At 35.3% G+C, this 19,522-nt stretch carries 17 protein-coding genes; 6 read left to right on the top strand and 11 right to left on the bottom strand.

Going from position 1 to position 19,522, the window contains the following annotated elements; all coding sequences use genetic code 11:
• Positions 1–47: 47 nt before the first annotated feature.
• The 10 genes from KKG99_15325 to rnr all read right to left on the bottom strand — a co-directional run bounded on the left by KKG99_15325 (position 48) and on the right by rnr (position 12,270).
• A complete protein-coding gene (locus KKG99_15325) occupies positions 48–1,538 on the bottom strand; it encodes a hypothetical protein (protein MBU1014370.1) in 1,491 nt (496 codons plus the stop codon).
• 348 nt (positions 1,539–1,886) lie between these two features.
• Positions 1,887–3,668, bottom strand: a complete 1,782-nt coding sequence (locus KKG99_15320; protein ID MBU1014369.1) for a two-component sensor histidine kinase — start codon at positions 3,666–3,668, stop codon at positions 1,887–1,889.
• 59 nt (positions 3,669–3,727) lie between these two features.
• Positions 3,728–4,417 carry a response regulator transcription factor gene (locus tag KKG99_15315; GenBank protein ID MBU1014368.1) on the bottom strand — a complete coding sequence of 230 codons (690 nt, stop codon included), beginning with the start codon at positions 4,415–4,417 and terminating at the stop codon, positions 3,728–3,730.
• A 24-nt stretch (positions 4,418–4,441) separates the two neighbouring features.
• On the bottom strand, positions 4,442–5,140 hold the full coding sequence (locus KKG99_15310; protein MBU1014367.1) for a phosphate uptake regulator PhoU: 699 nt from the start codon (positions 5,138–5,140) through the stop codon (positions 4,442–4,444).
• A 13-nt stretch (positions 5,141–5,153) separates the two neighbouring features.
• Positions 5,154–5,936, bottom strand: coding sequence for a phosphate ABC transporter ATP-binding protein (gene pstB, locus KKG99_15305; GenBank protein ID MBU1014366.1), 783 nt, complete (start codon positions 5,934–5,936; stop codon positions 5,154–5,156).
• Positions 5,936–6,835 carry a phosphate ABC transporter permease PstA gene (gene pstA, locus KKG99_15300; GenBank protein ID MBU1014365.1) on the bottom strand — a complete coding sequence of 300 codons (900 nt, stop codon included), beginning with the start codon at positions 6,833–6,835 and terminating at the stop codon, positions 5,936–5,938. The genes pstB and pstA overlap by 1 nt, the downstream gene beginning before the upstream one ends.
• Position 6,836: 1 nt before the next feature.
• Positions 6,837–7,688, bottom strand: coding sequence for a phosphate ABC transporter permease subunit PstC (pstC, locus tag KKG99_15295; protein ID MBU1014364.1), 852 nt, complete (start codon positions 7,686–7,688; stop codon positions 6,837–6,839).
• Positions 7,689–7,713: 25 nt separating this feature from the next.
• Positions 7,714–8,781: a phosphate ABC transporter substrate-binding protein PstS gene (gene pstS / locus KKG99_15290; protein ID MBU1014363.1), complete on the bottom strand. Its 1,068-nt coding sequence runs from the start codon at positions 8,779–8,781 to the stop codon at positions 7,714–7,716.
• A 28-nt stretch (positions 8,782–8,809) separates the two neighbouring features.
• Complete coding sequence (locus KKG99_15285) at positions 8,810–9,799, bottom strand: hypothetical protein (GenBank protein MBU1014362.1); 990 nt, start codon at positions 9,797–9,799, stop codon at positions 8,810–8,812.
• Between the two features lie 308 nt (positions 9,800–10,107).
• A complete protein-coding gene (gene rnr, locus KKG99_15280) occupies positions 10,108–12,270 on the bottom strand; it encodes a ribonuclease R (protein MBU1014361.1) in 2,163 nt (720 codons plus the stop codon).
• Positions 12,271–12,735: 465 nt separating this feature from the next.
• Between rnr and KKG99_15275 the strand changes: the two genes are divergently transcribed.
• The 6 genes from KKG99_15275 (at position 12,736) to KKG99_15250 (ending at position 17,522) form a co-directional block, all read left to right on the top strand.
• The gene (locus KKG99_15275) at positions 12,736–13,884 is read left to right on the top strand and encodes an AraC family transcriptional regulator (protein ID MBU1014360.1); all 1,149 of its coding nucleotides are present in this window, start codon (positions 12,736–12,738) and stop codon (positions 13,882–13,884) included.
• Positions 13,885–14,010: 126 nt separating this feature from the next.
• Complete coding sequence (locus tag KKG99_15270; protein MBU1014359.1) at positions 14,011–15,141, top strand: hypothetical protein; 1,131 nt, start codon at positions 14,011–14,013, stop codon at positions 15,139–15,141.
• 2 nt (positions 15,142–15,143) lie between these two features.
• A complete protein-coding gene (locus KKG99_15265) occupies positions 15,144–16,292 on the top strand; it encodes an acyltransferase family protein (GenBank protein ID MBU1014358.1) in 1,149 nt (382 codons plus the stop codon).
• A gap of 66 nt (positions 16,293–16,358) precedes the next feature.
• On the top strand, positions 16,359–16,544 hold the full coding sequence (locus KKG99_15260; GenBank protein MBU1014357.1) for a hypothetical protein: 186 nt from the start codon (positions 16,359–16,361) through the stop codon (positions 16,542–16,544).
• A 37-nt stretch (positions 16,545–16,581) separates the two neighbouring features.
• Positions 16,582–16,872 (top strand): hypothetical protein, encoded by a 291-nt coding sequence (locus tag KKG99_15255; GenBank protein MBU1014356.1) that lies wholly within the window; start codon positions 16,582–16,584, stop codon positions 16,870–16,872.
• Positions 16,869–17,522: a hypothetical protein gene (locus KKG99_15250; GenBank protein ID MBU1014355.1), complete on the top strand. Its 654-nt coding sequence runs from the start codon at positions 16,869–16,871 to the stop codon at positions 17,520–17,522. The genes KKG99_15255 and KKG99_15250 overlap by 4 nt, the downstream gene beginning before the upstream one ends.
• A gap of 231 nt (positions 17,523–17,753) precedes the next feature.
• On the opposite strand, the gene KKG99_15245 is transcribed toward KKG99_15250, so the two are convergent.
• Positions 17,754–19,478 (bottom strand): ABC transporter ATP-binding protein, encoded by a 1,725-nt coding sequence (locus KKG99_15245; GenBank protein ID MBU1014354.1) that lies wholly within the window; start codon positions 19,476–19,478, stop codon positions 17,754–17,756.
• Positions 19,479–19,522: the final 44 nt, after the last annotated feature.

The following is a 19,522-nucleotide window of genomic DNA, read 5'->3' as shown; positions in this document are numbered from 1 at the left end:
AATTACCTGTGAGTTCGGTATTGAGTTTTAACTTTCTCAGCAATATATTAGAAATTCAAAGCACCGGAAACGGCTGCCCATGACCAACCAGTAAATTTTGTTAAATCGGCGCCAACTGTATTTGCACCCAACGCAACAGAAGTTGCATGAACATCGGTACCATTTCTGAAAACTGTATTTAAAGCTACCCCTGCTGGCAAAGTAACCTGAAGATTACTGAAAACAAGGTTACCTTCAGCAAAACTTGTTAAAGTTTTATCGCCAGAAAGAGATAAGTCGCCCCTACCAGCATCAGCAGGATTCGGGAATCCAAAGAAATATATATTTGAAAATGTACCCCTTGCGCCATCTCTGAAATCACCGAGTTCTGTAGCAGGGTGACCTTTAATTGTTCCGTTTTTAAGCGTATGTGCTGCTAAATAGGAGCCTTCGGGGCCGTCAATTTCAAGGGCGTGGTCGGTAGCAGAGCCAGAAATACCAACAAAATTATCCAATGTTCCTGCCCACGACTGGTCTGTATCAAATGCATCGTCGCCTGAATTCCAAACCACTGCATTTTTAACTGATACTGTGCCGCCAAACCATTCGATACCATCATCCTGGTTAGCGATAACTTCAACATTTTCAATAATAGTTCCTGAGCCAACACCGCCAAGAGTTAAGCCATTAATTTCATTTCCTTCGCCAATGTTGGCGCCACCGTGACGGATAGATATATATTTAATAACACCTGAATTATCAGCATCGTTTGTTCCACCGTACAAACCGTTCTGGTCTGAAGGTGGAATACCTTCAATTTGAATTGCTTCGGCGCTTCCTGAAATTCTTGCTTTCCCTAAAACAATTAAACCGCCCCATAATCCACTAAGTTGAGGATCGAGATTAGGGCTCGCAACCTGACCTGGCATAATTTCATCGGCAACCGATGTAAAAATAATGGGTTTCTGAGCTGTACCATTAGCCATAAGTTTACCGCCACGGGCTACTACCAATGCAGTGGCATTTGCACCTGTTCCGGCCTGTCCTTTAACTACAACCCCTTCTTGGATAGTAAGCGTTGCCCCATCAATTACGGCAATACGCGAGGCAAGAATGTAAACTTTTCCTGATTCCCAGATAGTGTTGGCTGTAATGTTTGAAGTTACAGTAATTATCATCTGCTCTTCAGCAACTGATAACACAGCGGTTGCATCATCTGTTTTTTGGTTTTTATCGGTTACGGTTAAGGTTACCGAAGCAGCGCCTGCTGTATTACCTGCTGTAAATGAAACAATAACATTACCGGTTGTAGCATTTACTTCGGGTTTAGTTGAAATAGCCACTGTTCCATTTAATGCGCTTACCGAAGCCGAAGAAAATCCACCGGGAACAATAACATTAAAAGTAACGGCAACAGTTTGATTTGCATCAACGTCGATAGCTGTAGCTGGAGCATTAACGATAGGTGCATCGGGAAGAACCTCATCCTTTTTACATGAAGTTAAAAGCATAAAGCTGCTAAAAATTACGACTGATAGAATTATTAAATTTTTTTTCATTTTGTTTTTCAATTTTGCGTTTAGTTTTAAATTTTCAGCAAAATTGCAGTTAAGTAGTTAAGCAGAGATTAAGGCAGCATTATATAATTATTACAAAGATGTTAACCTGTGTGTTTTTTATCAGCCTTGGCTGTTCGCTTCGGCGGATGAGAGGGGTTTGGTTTAATTCTCCGGGGCCTGCCTTGGGTTTTTATACCATTTATTTGGATAAGAATTGAAATGATTTTATAGTTAAAAACTACAATTTAATTTGTGCGAAGTCATGCCTACGGCAGATAAATTCAGAAACTTCGCACAACAGGTTAGGAAGATGAAAATTATTCACATAACCGACGTATTCAAATTATCTTAGAAGTGCGATTCTGCATATTTAGTTAAAGTAAAAAGAAACTCAAGCCCGCCATCTTTGGCATTTCTGGCTGAGATGTCGCCCTGATGCAGATGAATGGCATTTTTGACTATTGCCAGACCCAAACCCGTTCCTCCGGTCTTTCGCGAACGCCCCGAATCAATCCTGTAAAATCGTTCAAAAATCCGGTTTAAATGTTCCTCCGGGATACCTTGCCCGGTATCGCTAAGTGAGAAATAATAATAATTTTTATCTTCAGAATATACAGAAATATTTATCGAAATATTTTGGCCGGCATATTTTAAAGAGTTATCAATCAGATTATAAAAAATGGAGAGTAATAAAGAATGATTTCCATTTACAATAACTTCGTTGCCAATGCTGCAATTTAAATTGATCCTATTTTCTTCGAGCCTGTCTTTTAAATTTTCAACAACCTCATCAATAATTTCTTTTACATTTAAAGATTCAAATTTAAATTTACCACTGGCTTCTTCAATCTGGTTTAATACCTGAATATCATCAATTAAATCTTTTAAACGATATGCCTGGGCATAAGCTTTATCAATAAAATGGGTTTGTTTTTCTTTATCGAGTTTATTGTTTTGCAGGGTTTCTAAATAACCCATAACCGCTGCAACAGGTGTTTTAAGTTCGTGTGCAATATTTGAGGTCATTTGTTGCTTCATCAGCTGACGCTTGGCAAACCGTGTGGTATCAATAATGATAATTTCAAAACTTTTATCGGGGAAAATGATGCATTTAATGTCGAAATACCGGCCATTTTTAGTCAGACTGTGATCTTTTTGCGGCAACTGTTCCCTTGAAATATAACGATCGGCCTTTAGGTATTCGTTAATAAAATCTAAAATGGGTTGAAATTCTTCAGCCTCAAATATTTTTTCTGCCGATATACTTGATTTGTCGGAAATAATATTCAGAAATTGAATAAAATAATTATTGGTCAATATTTTCTTTTTCTCAGAAGAGAAAAACGCAACTCCCTCATTCAGGGCATACAGATGGTTGAATAACTTTTCTTTTTCAAGCGTAATTTCATCTTTGGCTGTTTTCAGTTCTTCGTAAATTTCTACAATCTGACGGCTAATAACCCCCAATTCATCATCCGGAAAATCAGATTCTTTTGATATGATTTCATGATTGTGCAATCGGATTACAAAGTCTTTGAGGCGGTCGATAGTTTTACCGAATTTATTTGTGACAGCAGTTAACACAGCCCATATTATAAAAAATAACCCAATAATGAAAACCCAAAATAAACGTTCTGATTTGAGGTAACTAATAATACTTATATCGTACAAAACAGCCGTACGGATAAAATACTTACCGTAGAATTTTGCGTAGTAATAATATGTTTCGTGAGTGCTAGAAGATCTTCTGATATTGGCACCAAAATCGGCTCCGATTGATTCTTGGATTTCAGGCCTGCGCAAATGATTTTCCAATAACGTTACGTCATTAACTTCACTATCAAAAAGAACAATTCCCTTTGCGTCAATAATAGTAATTCGTATTGAGGATTGTGGAAGGATTTCCATTAAGGTGTTTAGGCTTGAAAATTCACCCGAATTTAGAATATTATATTTCTGTAAATATTTATTGGTTGTAACGGTAATATTATCCAGGGTATTTTCGAGTTGGCTTCGCCTGAATTCACTTTCCCTTTGAGATTGAAATACAAGCACAAGTGTAGTAAAACCAACCAATACAATAAAAAGGTATAGGAATAATCTTCGTTTAAAAGTCAACTTTATTTTCATCTATTTATTTTTTATTTATCAATGATCAGATTGACGTTTCATTTTTATCAAATTATGTTTTAGCTGTAATCAAAACAGTAACCGTAACCGGCTTTGTTTTTTAGATATTCGCCGTGTTTGTTCATCTTTTTTCGAAGTCTGGAAATGTGTACGTCAACTGTTCGATCAGTTACAATAATGTCATCCTCCCACACTGTTCTTAATATTTCTTCACGACTAAAAATACGATCGGTATTAGACATTAATAAATTCAATATCTCAAATTCTTTACGGGTTAAACTAATTGTTTGTCCTTTGATGATAAGCTCCTTTTTGTTAAAATTTAATTCAACATCTTCAATTTTTAAAACCTGATCAGGTTGATAATCCTGGGTTTTTGAACGAGTTAAAACTGCTTTGACTCTTGCTGTAAGTTCTTTAATTGAAAAGGGTTTGGTGATGTAATCATCAGCACCTAAACTAAATCCGGTCAGCAAATCATTTTCGGTTGTCTTAGCAGTAATAAATATAATTGGCGTGCTTAATTTTAGCTCCTTTCTCATGATATCGGCTAATTTAAACCCTGATATTTGCCCCATCATCACATCCAAAAGAATCAATTTATATTGACCAAGATCCATTTTTAGTACCGCTTCAGCCGAATTGGCTACATCGGTATCATAGCCTTCTCCATTGAGGTTGAACTGAATGATTTCACACAAATCTTCCTCGTCGTCAACAATCAGTATTTTATTTTTTTTGTCGCTCATTATTTATTTGATTAATCAGAAATTTTAAAGTTCATCAAGGTTTTCAATTCCCTTATGCCTGATATCCGTGCCCTCAGAAGCATAAATTGATGCTTCGGCAATATTGGTCGCATGATCGGCAATTCTTTCGATATCTGAAATAATGCCTTTTAGGTTGATGAAATTTAATAATAAATCTCGCGTTTCGTCACTTAAGTAATCTTGCTTAATGGCATTTTTCATCAGCTTATGATTTAGCTCATCAATTACCTCATCATTTTTAATGGTCCAAATGGCATACGATTTATCATTATTTGTGAATGATAACAATGCTTTAGTGACCATATTCGTACTCATGATCAGCATATTTTTAATGAGCACTGAATTTTTCTGAAACAAAGCCGGATTGTTAATTTGTTGCATATAGTGAATAATATTGATCACCATATCACCAATTCGCTCAAGATTAAGCGTCATCCGGTAAATCGCAAAAAGACTTCTTAAATCAGATGCCATTGGCTGATAAAGTACGATGGCATTAATAATGTGTTCACTTATTTTAACTTCGAATTGATCGAGTTTAGCCTCGTTTTTTTCAAGTGTTTTTTCTTTTAAGTTTGCGTTTTCTACAGAAAAATCATCAATAATCTTTTCAAGATTGTTCAACTGAAGTAATACCAGGTTTGAAAGACTTTCAAAGTCATCGACTATTTTTTTGATGGCAAGTTCTTTTTTTGGGTTCATGAGATTTGGGTTTTTATCCGAATTTTCCGGTTAAATATTCTTCTGTTCTTTTGTCGCTTGGGTTAGTAAACATGGCTTTGGTTTTACCATATTCAACCAATTCGCCAAGATACATAAACATTGATTGGTTAGAAATTCGCGCTGCCTGAGCCATGTTGTGCGTAACCAAGACAATGGAGTATTTATTTTTAAGCTCCAGCAATAACTCTTCAATTTTAGCTGTGGCAATTGGATCTAAGGCTGAGGTAGGTTCATCGAGTAAGATTACATCGGGCTGAAATGCAAGTGCCCGTGCAATGCACAGTCGTTGTTGTTGTCCACCCGATAAAAATGTACCTTTTTTCTGTAACGAATCCTTTACCTCGTTCCAAAGAGAAACATCAACCAATGATTTTTCAACAATTTCATCCCGTTCAGTTTTACTCTGGCGAATCCCGTTCAGTTTATATCCGGCAATTACATTATCGTAAATGCTCATGGTTGGAAATGGATTTGGGTGCTGAAAAACCATTCCTACTTTTCGTCGCAGGTTAATGTTTGACATTTCTGCAATATCAACCCCGTTTAATTCAATTTTACCTTTTGTGATAATGTTTGGATATAAATCGTGCATTCGATTTAAGGCACGAAGAAGCGTACTTTTTCCACAACCCGAAGGGCCCATAATGGCTGTAATTGAATCTTTTTTAATATCAGCACTTACATCTTTTACAGCATACTTGTCTTCTTCGTATGCAATCGATAAATCGTGTATACTTAAAACAGGTTCTTTAATATTTAGGTTTGATATTGTCATTAGAAAGCTCCTCTTTTTGATGCGATTCGTTTAGAAATCAAATTTAAAGTTAATATAAAGGCCATCAGAAATAAGGATGAACTCCAAATTAAATTAACCATGTTCGGATTATTATAAAATTCCCAAATTAATAATGGAACAGCATTGGTTGGTTTGTCAATATGAAAATTAACGACTGAAGATCCAAGTGCCGTTAACATTAGGGGAGCGGTTTCGCCAACAACCCTTGAAATAGCCAATAAAATCCCGGTCAATAAACCGCTAAACCCTGTTGGGATTAAAACCCGTAAAATAATTTTATAATAAGGAACTCCTAATGCAGCTCCGGCTTCTTTCAGGCTTTTCGGGATCATTTTTAAAGTCTCCTCGGTCGAACGTAAAATTAAGGGTAACATCATGATTGCAAGTGCAACACTTCCGGCTAATGCTGAATAACCCATAGTTACATTTTTGACAATCCAGATATATGAGATTAAACCTAAAACGATTGATGGAACACCTTGTAAGATATCCGCGATATCACGAACAATATTTGCATAAAATTTTCCCGGGTTTTCATATAAAAACAAGCCTATGAGTATTCCAACCGGAATTGCGATGATGCTAGCCATCAAAACCATAAATACTGTACCTGCAATGCCATTTAAAATTCCACCCGGTATGATTTTACCATTGTTAACAGCAGTCATCGCATCAAAGGTGTTTGGGGCAATTTCGGTGAAAAAACTTAAATTTATTTGTCCAATTCCTTTAACAACAAGGGTGTAGATGATCAGAATAATTGGGGAAATCGTAATAAGGGCAAAAAAGATAACAAGTCCTTGAAAAACTTTGTTCTTTGAGGCACGATAACCTCCGTCGTTGTTATCTTTAAATTTATATGTTAGCGATAAGTTCATCTTAAGCAAATTTTTTAATGATTAACTTACCTGCTCCGTTTATAATGCCGGTCAATACAAATAATAGTAGGCCTATTGCAATCAAAGCACTTAACTTAAGTCCGTCAGCTTCACCAAACTGATTGGCAATAACACTGGCCATGGTATTTCCGGTATCAAACAATCCACCGGGAATGTTGTTGGAATTTCCAATTAGCATGGTTACAGCCATTGTTTCGCCCAGCGCTCTTCCAAAAGCAAGAATATAACTGGCAACTATTCCTGAACGAGCCGATGGGATAATTACATTAAAAAGCACCTCAAGCCTGGTAGCACCTAAAGAGTAGGCTGCTTCTTTAAGGTCGTTCGGAACCATTTGAATAATTTCGGTTGTAATTGAAGTCGCATAAGGGATAATCATGATTGCGAGAATAAGCCCGGAAGTAAAAATCCCAAAGCCCTGTGGGCTTAATCCCAATTGAACAATAAAAGGTCGCAATACGTAAAATCCCCACAAACCATAAACAATGGATGGAATTCCGGCAAGTAAATCTACCATGGTTCCAATTATTTTTGAGATGGGTTTGTTTCGATAATATTCGCCAATGAACAGGGAAGTTGAAAAAGCGAGTGGCAAACTAATAATTAGGGCCAGAACAGAGGTAATTAAAGTACCTGCTATAAATGGTAGGGCTCCATAAACCTCGCGCCCTTCAGAAGGGTTCCATTCATCAGAAACGATGAAACCAAGGCCGAATTCTTTAAAAACAGGAATGGCTCCCCTAACAAGTGATAGGACCATTCCTGCCGATATTAAAATAATGATTAAAGAAGCAATAAAAAGGATGCCTTTTGTTATTTTTTCATTATTCATTAGATGTTGCCCAATCCTTTTTTAATTATTTGATTAAAGTTTTACCATCATAAGTTACGGATGCAAGAATTTTTTTGGCCTGCTCAATTGCTTTGTCTGGTAATGGTGCGTAATGAACCTGTTGAGCAATTGCCTGAGATTTCTCTTCTATGATCCAGCTTATAAATTTAAGTGTTTCTTCGGCTTGTTTCAACGATCTGTTATTATAAGATTGTTCTTTATAAAGAATTAACCAGGTAAATCCACTGATTGGATAAGCATTCGGATCGGAAGAATTTGTTAACATCACTCTGGTATCTGTAGGAATTTCACCTTGTGCCGATGCACTGATTGTTTCAAGTGTTGGCATGATGAAATTTCCGGAACTGTTTTGAACTTCTGCTATTGCAATTTTTTGGGCGAAGGCAAACTCAGAACCGATATAACCAATAGATCCGGCAGTTTGAGCTATCGTTCCGGCAACTCCAGGATTTCCTTTGGCACCAATGCCTACAGGCCATTTCAACGATTTACCACGACCAACTTGTTCTTCCCATACTTTACTAACCTTACTCATATAGTCGCTGAAAATATAAGTTGTTCCGCTTCCATCAGATCGTTGGACAAAAGTGATATCTAAATTAGGGAAACTGATACCTGGATTCAGGGCTGCAATTTGTGCATCATTCCAATTGGTTATTTGGCCCATAAATATTCCTTCAAGAAGTTTATCCGAAAGTTTCAGGTTCTCAACACCCGGAAGGTTATAAGCAATTACAACAGCACCGATACAAGTTGGGATATGTATGATTTCGGCAGGTAATTCAGTAGCCTCCTGATCAGATAAAAAGGCATCGGTTGCACCAAAATCAACAACTTTGTCTTTTAAACTTCTGATTCCGCCACCCGAACCAATTCCACCATAAGTAAGCAGGGTTCCGCTTTCATCGGAATATTTTTTAAATACCATATTATAGAAAGGTAAAGGGAAAGTTGCCCCGGCAGCAGTTACACTTACTTTTTCTGAGCTTTGTGATTTTCCATTTTTTTGTTGTGTATTGTTGCATGATGCAAAAATTACAACGGCCACGATTAATAATAAAATGTTTTTCATCCTTTTTGATTTAAGTTTTTAATTGATCCTATAGTTTAATTTCTAAATTCAGGTAAAAAGCGGAAGTCATTTTTTTAGAATCGTCTTTTGGATTCCATCCCTGATAATTGGGTGCAATTTTCACCCCTTTAACAGGCGAAAATTCATATCCTAAGATGATTAATGACCCGTCTTTGTTCAAATTCCAGTTATTGCCCGATATTTCGTTCGAGTTAAGTAAATCAAAACGGGCAAAGATTTTTGATTTATTTTTTGAGGTAAAAGTGCCGTAAAACGAATAACCATTCAGGTTTTTATCAGTAGCATTTTTAGCATTTAAAAAACGGTTATACTCTGTTCCCAAACTCAGATTTTTTCCTGTATATCCTGCAAATAAAGCGATTGACTGTTGAGATACACCTTGCTTTTTAATAAAATCGTAATAGGCACGGAACACAAGGTCTTTGACCGGCTTTATGGTTGCGCCGAATCCTGTTCTTAGTAAAGAGTCAACAACTATGATTTTATAACCCTCACCGTTGGTTAAAGAAAAATCCATGCTGAATTGATCGGAAAAATCGTAGGCTACAATCATACCCAAGTCGGCACTTGAATTGTATTTATGTTCATCCTGAAAGGATTTATAAATATAACGGTATCCCCAAACTTCTTCTTGTTCTTTAAACTGAACCAAGCCCAACAAGCCAAGTCCCACTGAAATTTTGTCTTTCTTGTATTGTAAATAAGCTGTTTTTAAGAAAATTGTTTGTTGTAATGATCCGGTTCCGGGATTTCCGACATCAAGCGTTAATTTACCCGAAAACTCTTTACTAAAATTATATTCATAACCAAAATATGCACGCGTAATTTCGAACACATTTGCATTTTCTCCATCTGAGAAACTACTGTGATAATTGGTGAAGATTTTAACAAATGGCTTGCCGAAAGATTTAAACTCTCCGCCAGCATCTTTAGATTGCGCACTCACTGCGCCTATAAACATAGCAATAACAATTACTGTTAAAATTAATTTTTTCATATATATATCCTGCTTAATGAATAATGTGCAAAGATTCAATAAATGTTATTAATCAGGAATTACAAAAATGTTAAGGAATTGTTACAACAATACAATTACTTTTATTTGAGTCAATTAGAGTAAGTCGGAACTAAAAAATTCTTTGTTTTAATACATTAAGATATAAGACGTTAGATGTTAGATATTAGAAAAAAAGAAGTTTTTAATTCATAGTCTAACTTCTAATATCTAACGTCTTATTAACTCAAAAGGCTAAATTTCTGACATACTGTACCAGTTTCATGAGAAATGCTTAGATCAAACTGAGGTTAATTAACCAATTCGAAGTCCACTTGCTTTTTGGACAAATCTATTTTTTTAACAAAAATATAAACCCGGTCGCCCAATTTATACTTATCGCCTGAGCGTTGCCCTATCACCTGATAATTGTCTTCATCCAGATAATAAAAATCGTCTTTCATGTCGCGCAGCCTTACCATTCCTTCGCATTTGTTTTCTTCAATTTGCACAAAAAGCCCCCATTTACTGACCCCGGAAATCAAGCCACTAAACCTTTTCCCAATATGTTCAAGCATGTATTCGGCCTGTTTGTATTTGATCGATTCCCTTTCAGCTTTTTCGGCCCTGCGTTCCAATTCAGATGCTTGCTGACAGATTTTTTCATATTCATTTTGATTTACAGATTTATGTCCATTTAAATACCAATGCAAAATACGATGGGTGATTAAATCGGGATATCGACGAATAGGAGAGGTGAAATGCGAATAATGTGAAAAGGCCAAACCATAATGCCCAATATTATGTGTTGAATATTCGGCTTTCGACATGGTACGGATGGCGATGGTTTCAATCATATTTTCCTCGCCTTTACCATGAATTTTTTCAAATAATTCATTAAATGAATCAGCCAATTTTCCACGTGTATTTATATTAAGCGAATAGCCCAATTTTGTGATGAATTGAATAAAAGTATTCAGTTTTTCAGGGTTGGGTTCGTCGTGAATACGATAAATAAAGGTCTTAGCTTCTTTTTTAGATTTGGTTTTTCCAATAAATTCGGCAACTTTTTTATTGGCCAACAGCATAAAATCTTCGATCAGCCGATTCGAATCTTTTTGTTCCTTCACATAAACGCTTAGGGGTTTACCGTTTTCGTCCAGATTAAACCTGATATCTTCGGAGTGGAAATTAATTGAACCATTCTTAAATCGTTTGTCTCTTAATATTTTTGCCAATCGGTTCAGCGTATTAATTTCCTGAAGAAACTCACCGGCATTGGATTCTATGATTTCCTGAACCTCCTCATAAGTAAATCTGCGATCGGAATTAATAATGGTCTTGCCAAACCATTGGGTTAAAATATTGGCATGGTCATCCATTTCAAAAACGGCCGAAAAACATAATTTATCTTCATTTGGCCTGAGTGAACACAGTTCATTTGATAATACTTCCGGTAACATTGGAATTACGCGATCAACCAGGTAAATAGAAGTACCTCTGTTAAGCGCTTCTTTATCGATGGTTGAATTTTGTTCAACATAATGAGAAACATCGGCAATATGAACCCCAACTTCCCAATTTCCGGAAGCTATTTTTTGTATAGAAAGTGCATCATCAAAATCTTTGGCATCAAGGGGATCGATGGTAAAAGTTGTGCTATTCCTGAAATCCCTTCTTTTAGCAATCTCTTCTTTTGGAATGATTTTAGAAATCTCATCGGCGGCTTTTTCAACATGCTTTGGAAAGGAGAGCGGAAAATCAAATTCCGCTAAAATGGATTGCATTTCAACATCATTGTTACCCGGCATTCCAAGCACCTGTGTTACTTCACCGAATGGATTTTTTGAATGCTCGGGCCATTCAGTAAGTCTTACAATGACTTTTTCGCCATTTTTCGCACCTTTTATTTGCGATTTTGGAATGAAAATATGAACCGGAACATTAGCATTGTCGGGAACAAGAAAAGCAAAATTTTCTGAAACCTCAAGCACGCCAACATAGTTTTCCTTTACCCGTTTTAAAACCTCAACAATCTGACCTTCAATTTTTCTGCCTTTTCGTTGTGGAAACATCATAACTTTCACGTGATCTCCATCCATGGCCCTGAAAGTGTTATTGGCAGAAATAAAAATGTCATCACCACCTTCGTCAGGCAAAATATAAGCCTTGCCTGTATTTTTCATGTCCACAATTCCGGTGATATATGAACTTGAATGCCCCAGTGTTTTTAAGGCTTCCGGGTTTAATTTATATTTTCCGAGTTTCGTTTCAACAATATCTTTGCCGGCGGCCATTTCTTTTAATATGGCTGCCACCAAATCTTTTGAAGCTTTATCTTTTATGCCAAGCTGGGCTGAAATTTGTTTGTAATTAAACGGACGATAAGGATTTTTACCAAAAACACTCATTATGCTTGCAATGAAGGTGCTCTTTCCTTTTAACTTTTTATTTTTATCGGTTGACTTGACCATAGGTTTATAGTGAAATTTTAAATAAAGATAAGACAATGTAGCCAGTGAGATTAAAATTATAAGTGATAAATTATCAGTGATGAGTGAAAATGTTTTGATAATCAATAGTTTATAAGGGTATTAAAAGAGCATCATAAAGGATTATATTTTTGTTCAACGAGGAACAAGCAACCAGCATCAAGCAACTAATGTTTTTTAAACCTTTGCTTTCGGACCAGCATCAATTTTTTAGTTACATTTAGACCAGAAATTCTTTATGTAAAAGATACAACCGGTTGATTGAAGATTAAATCGATTTTTATTAATCGATGAAATATATAAGGACACAAAAGCGAAACAATACATGCAAATTTGAATGTTATTGTGGAAGAAAGGTGAATATATAACAGTGTTGGCAGCAAGTGTAACGAGAAAGCATTGACAACTTCAGATGACTAACAGCAATAAAATTGAATACCTAAAATTATGGATATAATATTTTTACTTGGTGCTGTTCAGGCTTTCTTCTTTGGGGTTTTACTTCTAGATAGAGGGAAAAACAGACTTCCTCCAAAATTACTTTTACTGTTCTTCAGCTTAATTGGTTTTGTGTTGATTGAACATTATTTATTTCAAAGAAAGATCATATTTGAATACCCATATTTGCTAGGACTTACTTATACTTTCCCAATAATAATAGGCCCCATTTTGTTTTTTTATACAAAATCATTGGTAAATGAAAATAATGCGATTTCGTTTCGAAATTTTTTCCTTCACGCAATACCGTTTTTATTCGTATCCACTTTTTTAATTTATGACTTTTATTTTTTAAGCCCGCAAGAGAAGTTAATTTATTACGAAAAAGAAACACAGGGGGAGACTTCCGGTTTCATTTACATTGCCGAATTCTTTATTAATTTTTCTATTCCTTTTTATTCTATAGTTTCCCTTCTTTTATTGAAGAAACACCTTAAACAAATCAAACAAAACTACTCGAACACAAAAAACATAGACTTGCATTGGTTAAAAATAGTTTTGATTTGTATGGTATTTGTTTCATTCGTGTCTGTATTGATGGGCTTGTTAAGTGATTTTTTAAATTTTATCTCTTATGAAGACGGGGACTATTTAATGTACATCACTCTTACCGTAATAATTTATTTTTTAGGTTATTATGGTATTAAACAAAAACCTATATTGTCAAATGAAAATCCAATTTCACAAATTGAAACTACTCTAACTACTAAACCCAAATATGCAACATCATCTTTAAAAGATATTGAAAAAGAAAAACTTATAAAGCGGCTGACCGAATATATGGAGGACGAAAAGCCATATTTAAATGAAAACCTGACTTTAAAAGAATTGGCGAACAAACTTGAAACTACACCCAATAATCTTTCCCAAATAATTAATCAAAAGTTTAATAAAAATTTTTACGAGTTTATTAATGAATACAGGATTAATGAAGTGAAAAGTTTGTTGGCTGACCCGAAGTATTCTCATTATTCTATGCTTGGAATAGCCTTCGAGTGCGGATTTAATTCAAAATCAACCTTTAACAGCGTGTTCAAACAACTCACCGGTAAAACGCCAACTGAATTCAAGAAATCGGATTTTGACTTGCCCGGCTGAGTCCAATCTTACCTAATCAGACATCTCAATATTTTCTTAAAACAATACTTGTAGTCCGAACTTACACTTTCGGGCATTTATCCCAACATGAAAATGTAGTTTTGTCCGAAACTTTAAAAAAATCGGATGAAGACAAAACTTTTTTTTCTCGTATCACTTTTTTTGATGGTATTAACATCAGAAAAAAGCTTTGGTCAAAGCCACTTATCCATTGAAACTATTAACGCATTTTCGCTGAATAATAATAAGTTGAGCGTAGACACTCTTCAAAATATTGCTGTTTATTTGCCCCCAAATTATGCCAGCTCAAATAAAAGCTACCCTGTTGTTTATTATTTACCCGGCTTTACAAGCCCAATTAACGAGTTTCTATTTGGCGAGTACAGTGGGTTTGAACTGCAAAAAGCGGTAGATTCTTTAATTGAACGACAATTGATAAATGAAATGATTATAGTATTAGTTGACGACAATACCTTTTTAGGCGGTAGCTTTTATGTTAATTCATCAATCAATGGGAATTGGGAAGACTATATTGCTTATGATATAGTTCAATACATAGACAAGAAATACAAAACAAATCCTTCACCCAATTCGCGTGCTATTGCAGGTAATTCAATGGGGGGCTTTGGTGCTTTACATATAGCAATGAAACATCCTGATATATTTGGTATGGTATATTCATTAAGCCCAGGTCTATTTGATGTAAATGGTATTCTCAATAGCAGATTTTTAACTTCATATCAGAACCTTTCAGAAATGCAGCAAGCAATAAACAAATACTTTAATGAGCCCGAATTAAATGAGATTGAACGGTATAAATATCTTACTGCTAATTTGAGATATGGACCATATGAAGGTTATCTTAAAGGTTTTTTGCTCGCTTATGGTAGTGCTTTTTGTCCGGATTCTGAATTAGAGACCCCGCCATTTTTTAATTTACCGGATACATCGGTTACAGAAACTAACATAGATGACAAACAGTTTAAATGTTGGATTAATGGCTTTGGTGGATGGGAAGAAAAAATAAAAGAACATCATTCCAATCTAAAGAAAATAAACATCATTCTGGACTGTGGGTTAAATGATGGCTGGATAACTGATGGGACAAAGTATGTTTCTAACTTACTGGAAAAAAACCAAATAAAGGTTAAAACTCTATGGTTTGATGGTGGGCACACAGACAAGCTCCACATCAGGATGAAAGAACATATGCTTCCGTCTATCTCAAAGTATTTTGAAACTCAAACCAGCAATTAGATATGAGCTCTAATCAACGTATGTATTATATTGACTGGCTAAGAGTTATAGCCTTCGGTCTGTTATTTGTTTTCCACTCATTTCGCCTGTTCGATACTTATCCGTGGCATTTGAAAAACGCTGAAACAAGCATTTCGATTAACTATATCATAGAGTTTATGCATAGTTGGCGAATGTATATTATTTTCCTTGTTTCAGGTGCAGGTACTTATTTCGCAATGAAATCCAACAGGGAAAATTTTTTAAATGGAAGAATAAAGCGGCTGGTCATCCCTTATATTTTTGGTGTTTTTATATTGATTCCACCTCAAAAATTTCTTGAAGCTATTCAACAATCAGGATTTGAAGGCAATTATCTTCTATTTCTAACACAATTGCCAAATGGTTTAATAAATGAAAATTTTGGGTGGAACCTAATATGGACTGGATATTTAGGATACCACATCTGGTATTTAGTGTATTTATTTGTTCAAACAATTTTGTTTCTCCCGCTATTCAAACTTATACTTAGATACCAAAATAAGGTGTGTGAACAATCCAATAAATTATTCCGGTCATTTTATACTTTTTGGTATATCATAATACCGTTTGTATTACTTGAGTTTCTTTTGCGACCTGTATTTCCTCAATATCTGAACTGGGCAGATTTCGCAACATTTTCACTCTATTTCCTTTTTGGGTTTCTTATGCAAATCAATCAGAAAATCATTTTATTCATTGAAAATAATACTTATAAATTTCTATTGATAGCCATCACTTGTTGGAGTTTGTATTTAATCAATAAAACTTTTCTTGACAATATTTCAATACCAGAATATACATTGAATTACTTTTTCTCAATCATTTTGAAAAACCTGAACAGCATCAGTTGGGTATTTGCATTTATAGGACTTGGAAAGAAATTTCTGGATTTTAATCATCGCTATTTGAACGACCTCAATCAGGGGATTTTACCTTTTTACATCCTGCACCAAACCGTTATTGTGATTTTTGGATATTTTGTGGTTCAATGGGATTTATCAATTCTGGATAAATTTCTTATTATTCTTACTATATCCTTTCTTGTTAGCATTGGCCTGTACCAAATCATACGGAGAAATAATATGATGAGATTTTTCTTTGGAATGAAACGAAAGGGAGCAATCCCATAAAGAGTTTGAAAAAATAATAAATCAACTTGCGACAGCTAAGTAATGTCAAATTTAAAAGTAATATCAATGAAGAATAAGTTAAAATTAAACCCGGCAACTGGAATGGCAATGGGTGCTATCGTTGCAGCATTGATTTCAATAGTAGTGCAACTTGCTACAAAAGACAACTCTATTTGGATTTGGTCAATTCCCATTGGTGTAGCAATTGGATTACCTATTGGAATAGCAGCAAAGGAAAAAAAGAAGTTCTAATAATAATTAGTAAATACTCATTTAAAGTGAGAACTGTATGAATGAGGCAAAAATAATGACCTTGCACCCAAGCTGTAAACAAGGGGTCAACATTCTTTTAAGAAGATATGAAGTAATCAAAACCTTCATCCTTTCAAAGCTAAAAGAACATTCGGAAATAGGTTTTGATGAATTAACCGACCTTGCAGTAAAAGAGCTTTCGGCTAACTTTGATGGTAAAGTTGTTTGGTATATGGTTACAGTTAAACTCGACCTTGAAGCACGGAAACTGATCGAAAGAGTTCCCAAAACAAGTCCACATAAACTCAGATTAATCAAAGAATTATGAAAAAACTAAAAATTCCTACAATCCAGATAAAGGAAAGTATTTTGAATCATTTGATACAAGGTGTTATTGTTTTTGCAAGTGTATTTCTTGCTTTTTGGTTAACAGAAATTCGGGAGAACAGTAAGTCTGAAAAGGAAGTTGAAATAGCCCTTCAAAGCATAGCCCTTGAATTAAGTTACAACCACGATAGAATTGTACATACTTTCAACTATCATTACAAAATATCACAGCAGATTGATAGTATTGCAAATCATAATCCGGATTCTTTTGAAGAACTTCACGGTTTCCAAATAGAAGGATGGCAAGGTATTCAATTACCAATGCTTCGCTCAACTGCCTACAAAACTATAACGAATTCAGGTTTAGTAAGCAAACTTAATTTTGAGACTCAGAAATCTCTTGCTGATATTTATTCTGTACAAAAACTCATTGAAGATGCTGATAATTCAATCATTGAATTAACAATAAACGATTTGGAGTTCACAAGACTCAGAAAAGTAAGACACTTGTCAAGTTTATACGTTAACATACTTCCTGATGTAATAGGTTTCTATCAAAAGTTTGGTTATACGTTGCTTAAAGAAAAAGGATACACGCAACAGCTTGACGATGGAATACTAAAATCAATCGTAGATGAAAAATTTAAATAAATTAATTTGCTGAGATACAATTAAATGAACAGAACACCAGCTGGCAACAAGGGGTTAATAAAATGCAGGTTTCTAGCGGATTAGGAATCTTTCTCGCTTTTTTGTAGCCTCGTAGCGTGGTATAAGAAATCGTTTCAAACTCCTGCACTTTACCAACCCCCAGCCGTTATTTAGAACTGGACACAAGACAATAGACTTTCTTATACTCATAACTTATAACTCACCAATATTTTAAAACTTTGCTTTCGGAATAGCATCTATTAATTTTTGGGTGTATTCGGTTTGGGGATGATTGTAAATTCGATCGGTCGTGTCAATTTCCAGTATTTTTCCATCTTTCATCACGGCCATTCGATCCGACATGTATTTAACAACCGACAAATCATGCGAAATAAAAATATAAGTCAAATTGAAATCATGTTTTAAATCGTTTAACAGATTTAATATTTGTGCCTGAATGGAAACATCCAATGCGGAAACCGATTCGTCGCAAATAATAAATTCAGGATTTAGACTCAGGGCGCGTGCAATACAAATTCGTTGACGCTGACCTCCTGATAATTCGTGCGGATAACGATAAAAATAATCATTGCTGAGCCCGGTTTTCTCCAGCAAATTCATTGCTTTTTCTTTACGATCCTTTTCGTTCGGAAATATTGAATGAACCTTCATCGGCTCCATGATTGCCTCCCCAACCATCTTGCGTGGGTTCAAAGATGAATAAGGATCCTGAAAAATAATTTGCATTTTCTTGCGAATGGTGCGCAACTGCTCCGCATTCATTTTATTTAAATCTTGTCCATTAAAAATTACATTTCCTGCAGATGCCTGAGTTAAATGAAGAATGGTTCTTCCCAAACTTGTTTTTCCACAGCCCGATTCACCAACCAGTCCCAAAGTTTCTCCCGGATAAACCTTAAAACTTACATCATCTACAGCCTTTACCCACGATTTTGCTTTTCCAAAAAAGCTACCATTCAGAGGGAAGTATGTTTTTAGGTTAACAATTTCCAATACCGGATTTTCTAAATCTGATTTTTTGACTTCCGATTTTTCTTGCAACCTGAGCTTCGCGATAAATTGATCAATCGTTTGATCCTGATCTGAATCAACAAAATCTGCAATAGTAGGAAGGCGCTTTAGTTTAATATCGGTGGGCGGGCGGCACGCAATCAAACCTCGAGTGTAAGGATGCTGGGGATTTGTAAACAAATCTTTAACCTTTCCCTCTTCGACAATTTTTCCACGATACATGACCAAAACCCGATCAGCAATTTCAGCAACAACACCCAAATCGTGCGTGATGAAAATAATGCTCATCCCATATTTTTGCTGAAGTGATTTTAACAAATCCAATATTGATTTCTGAACCGTTACATCAAGTGCGGTTGTTGGCTCATCGGCAATCAGAATATCCGGATTGCATGAAATGGCCATGGCAATCATGACCCGCTGTTTTTGACCGCCTGAAATTTGATGCGGATAAGCGTCGTAAATGCTTTCCGGTCGGGGAAGTTTAACTTCTTTAAAAAGTTCAAGCGTTCGTTTTTTTGCTTCTTTTTTATTTAAGTTTTTGTGAATAATCAATGCTTCCGAGATCTGTGTTCCACAACTGTAAACCGGATTTAAAGACGTCATGGGTTCCTGAAATATCATGCCAATTCTGTTTCCGCGGTATTTCTGTAGTTCATGCTCTGTTAATCCAAGTAAATCCAGATCGCTATCATTATCATGAAAAATAATTCTTCCGGAAGAAAATTTACCTGGTGGACAAGCAATCAGTTTCATTATCGACAAAGCTGTGACCGATTTTCCGGATCCCGATTCTCCAACAATTCCTAAAGTTTCGCCCTGATTAAGATGGAATGAAATATTGGAAACGGCTTCAATGTCGCCACCTTTCATTTGAAATGAAACCAATAATTTTTCGATGCGAAGCAAGGGATTTGTTGACATAATTGAAATTGTTATTCAAAAATAGGTTTTTAATCCTGTACTTT

The sequence above is a fragment of the Bacteroidota bacterium genome, assembly GCA_018816945.1.
Classification (GTDB): Bacteria; Bacteroidota; Bacteroidia; order Bacteroidales.
This window is presented reverse-complemented; position numbering and strand designations above follow the sequence as displayed.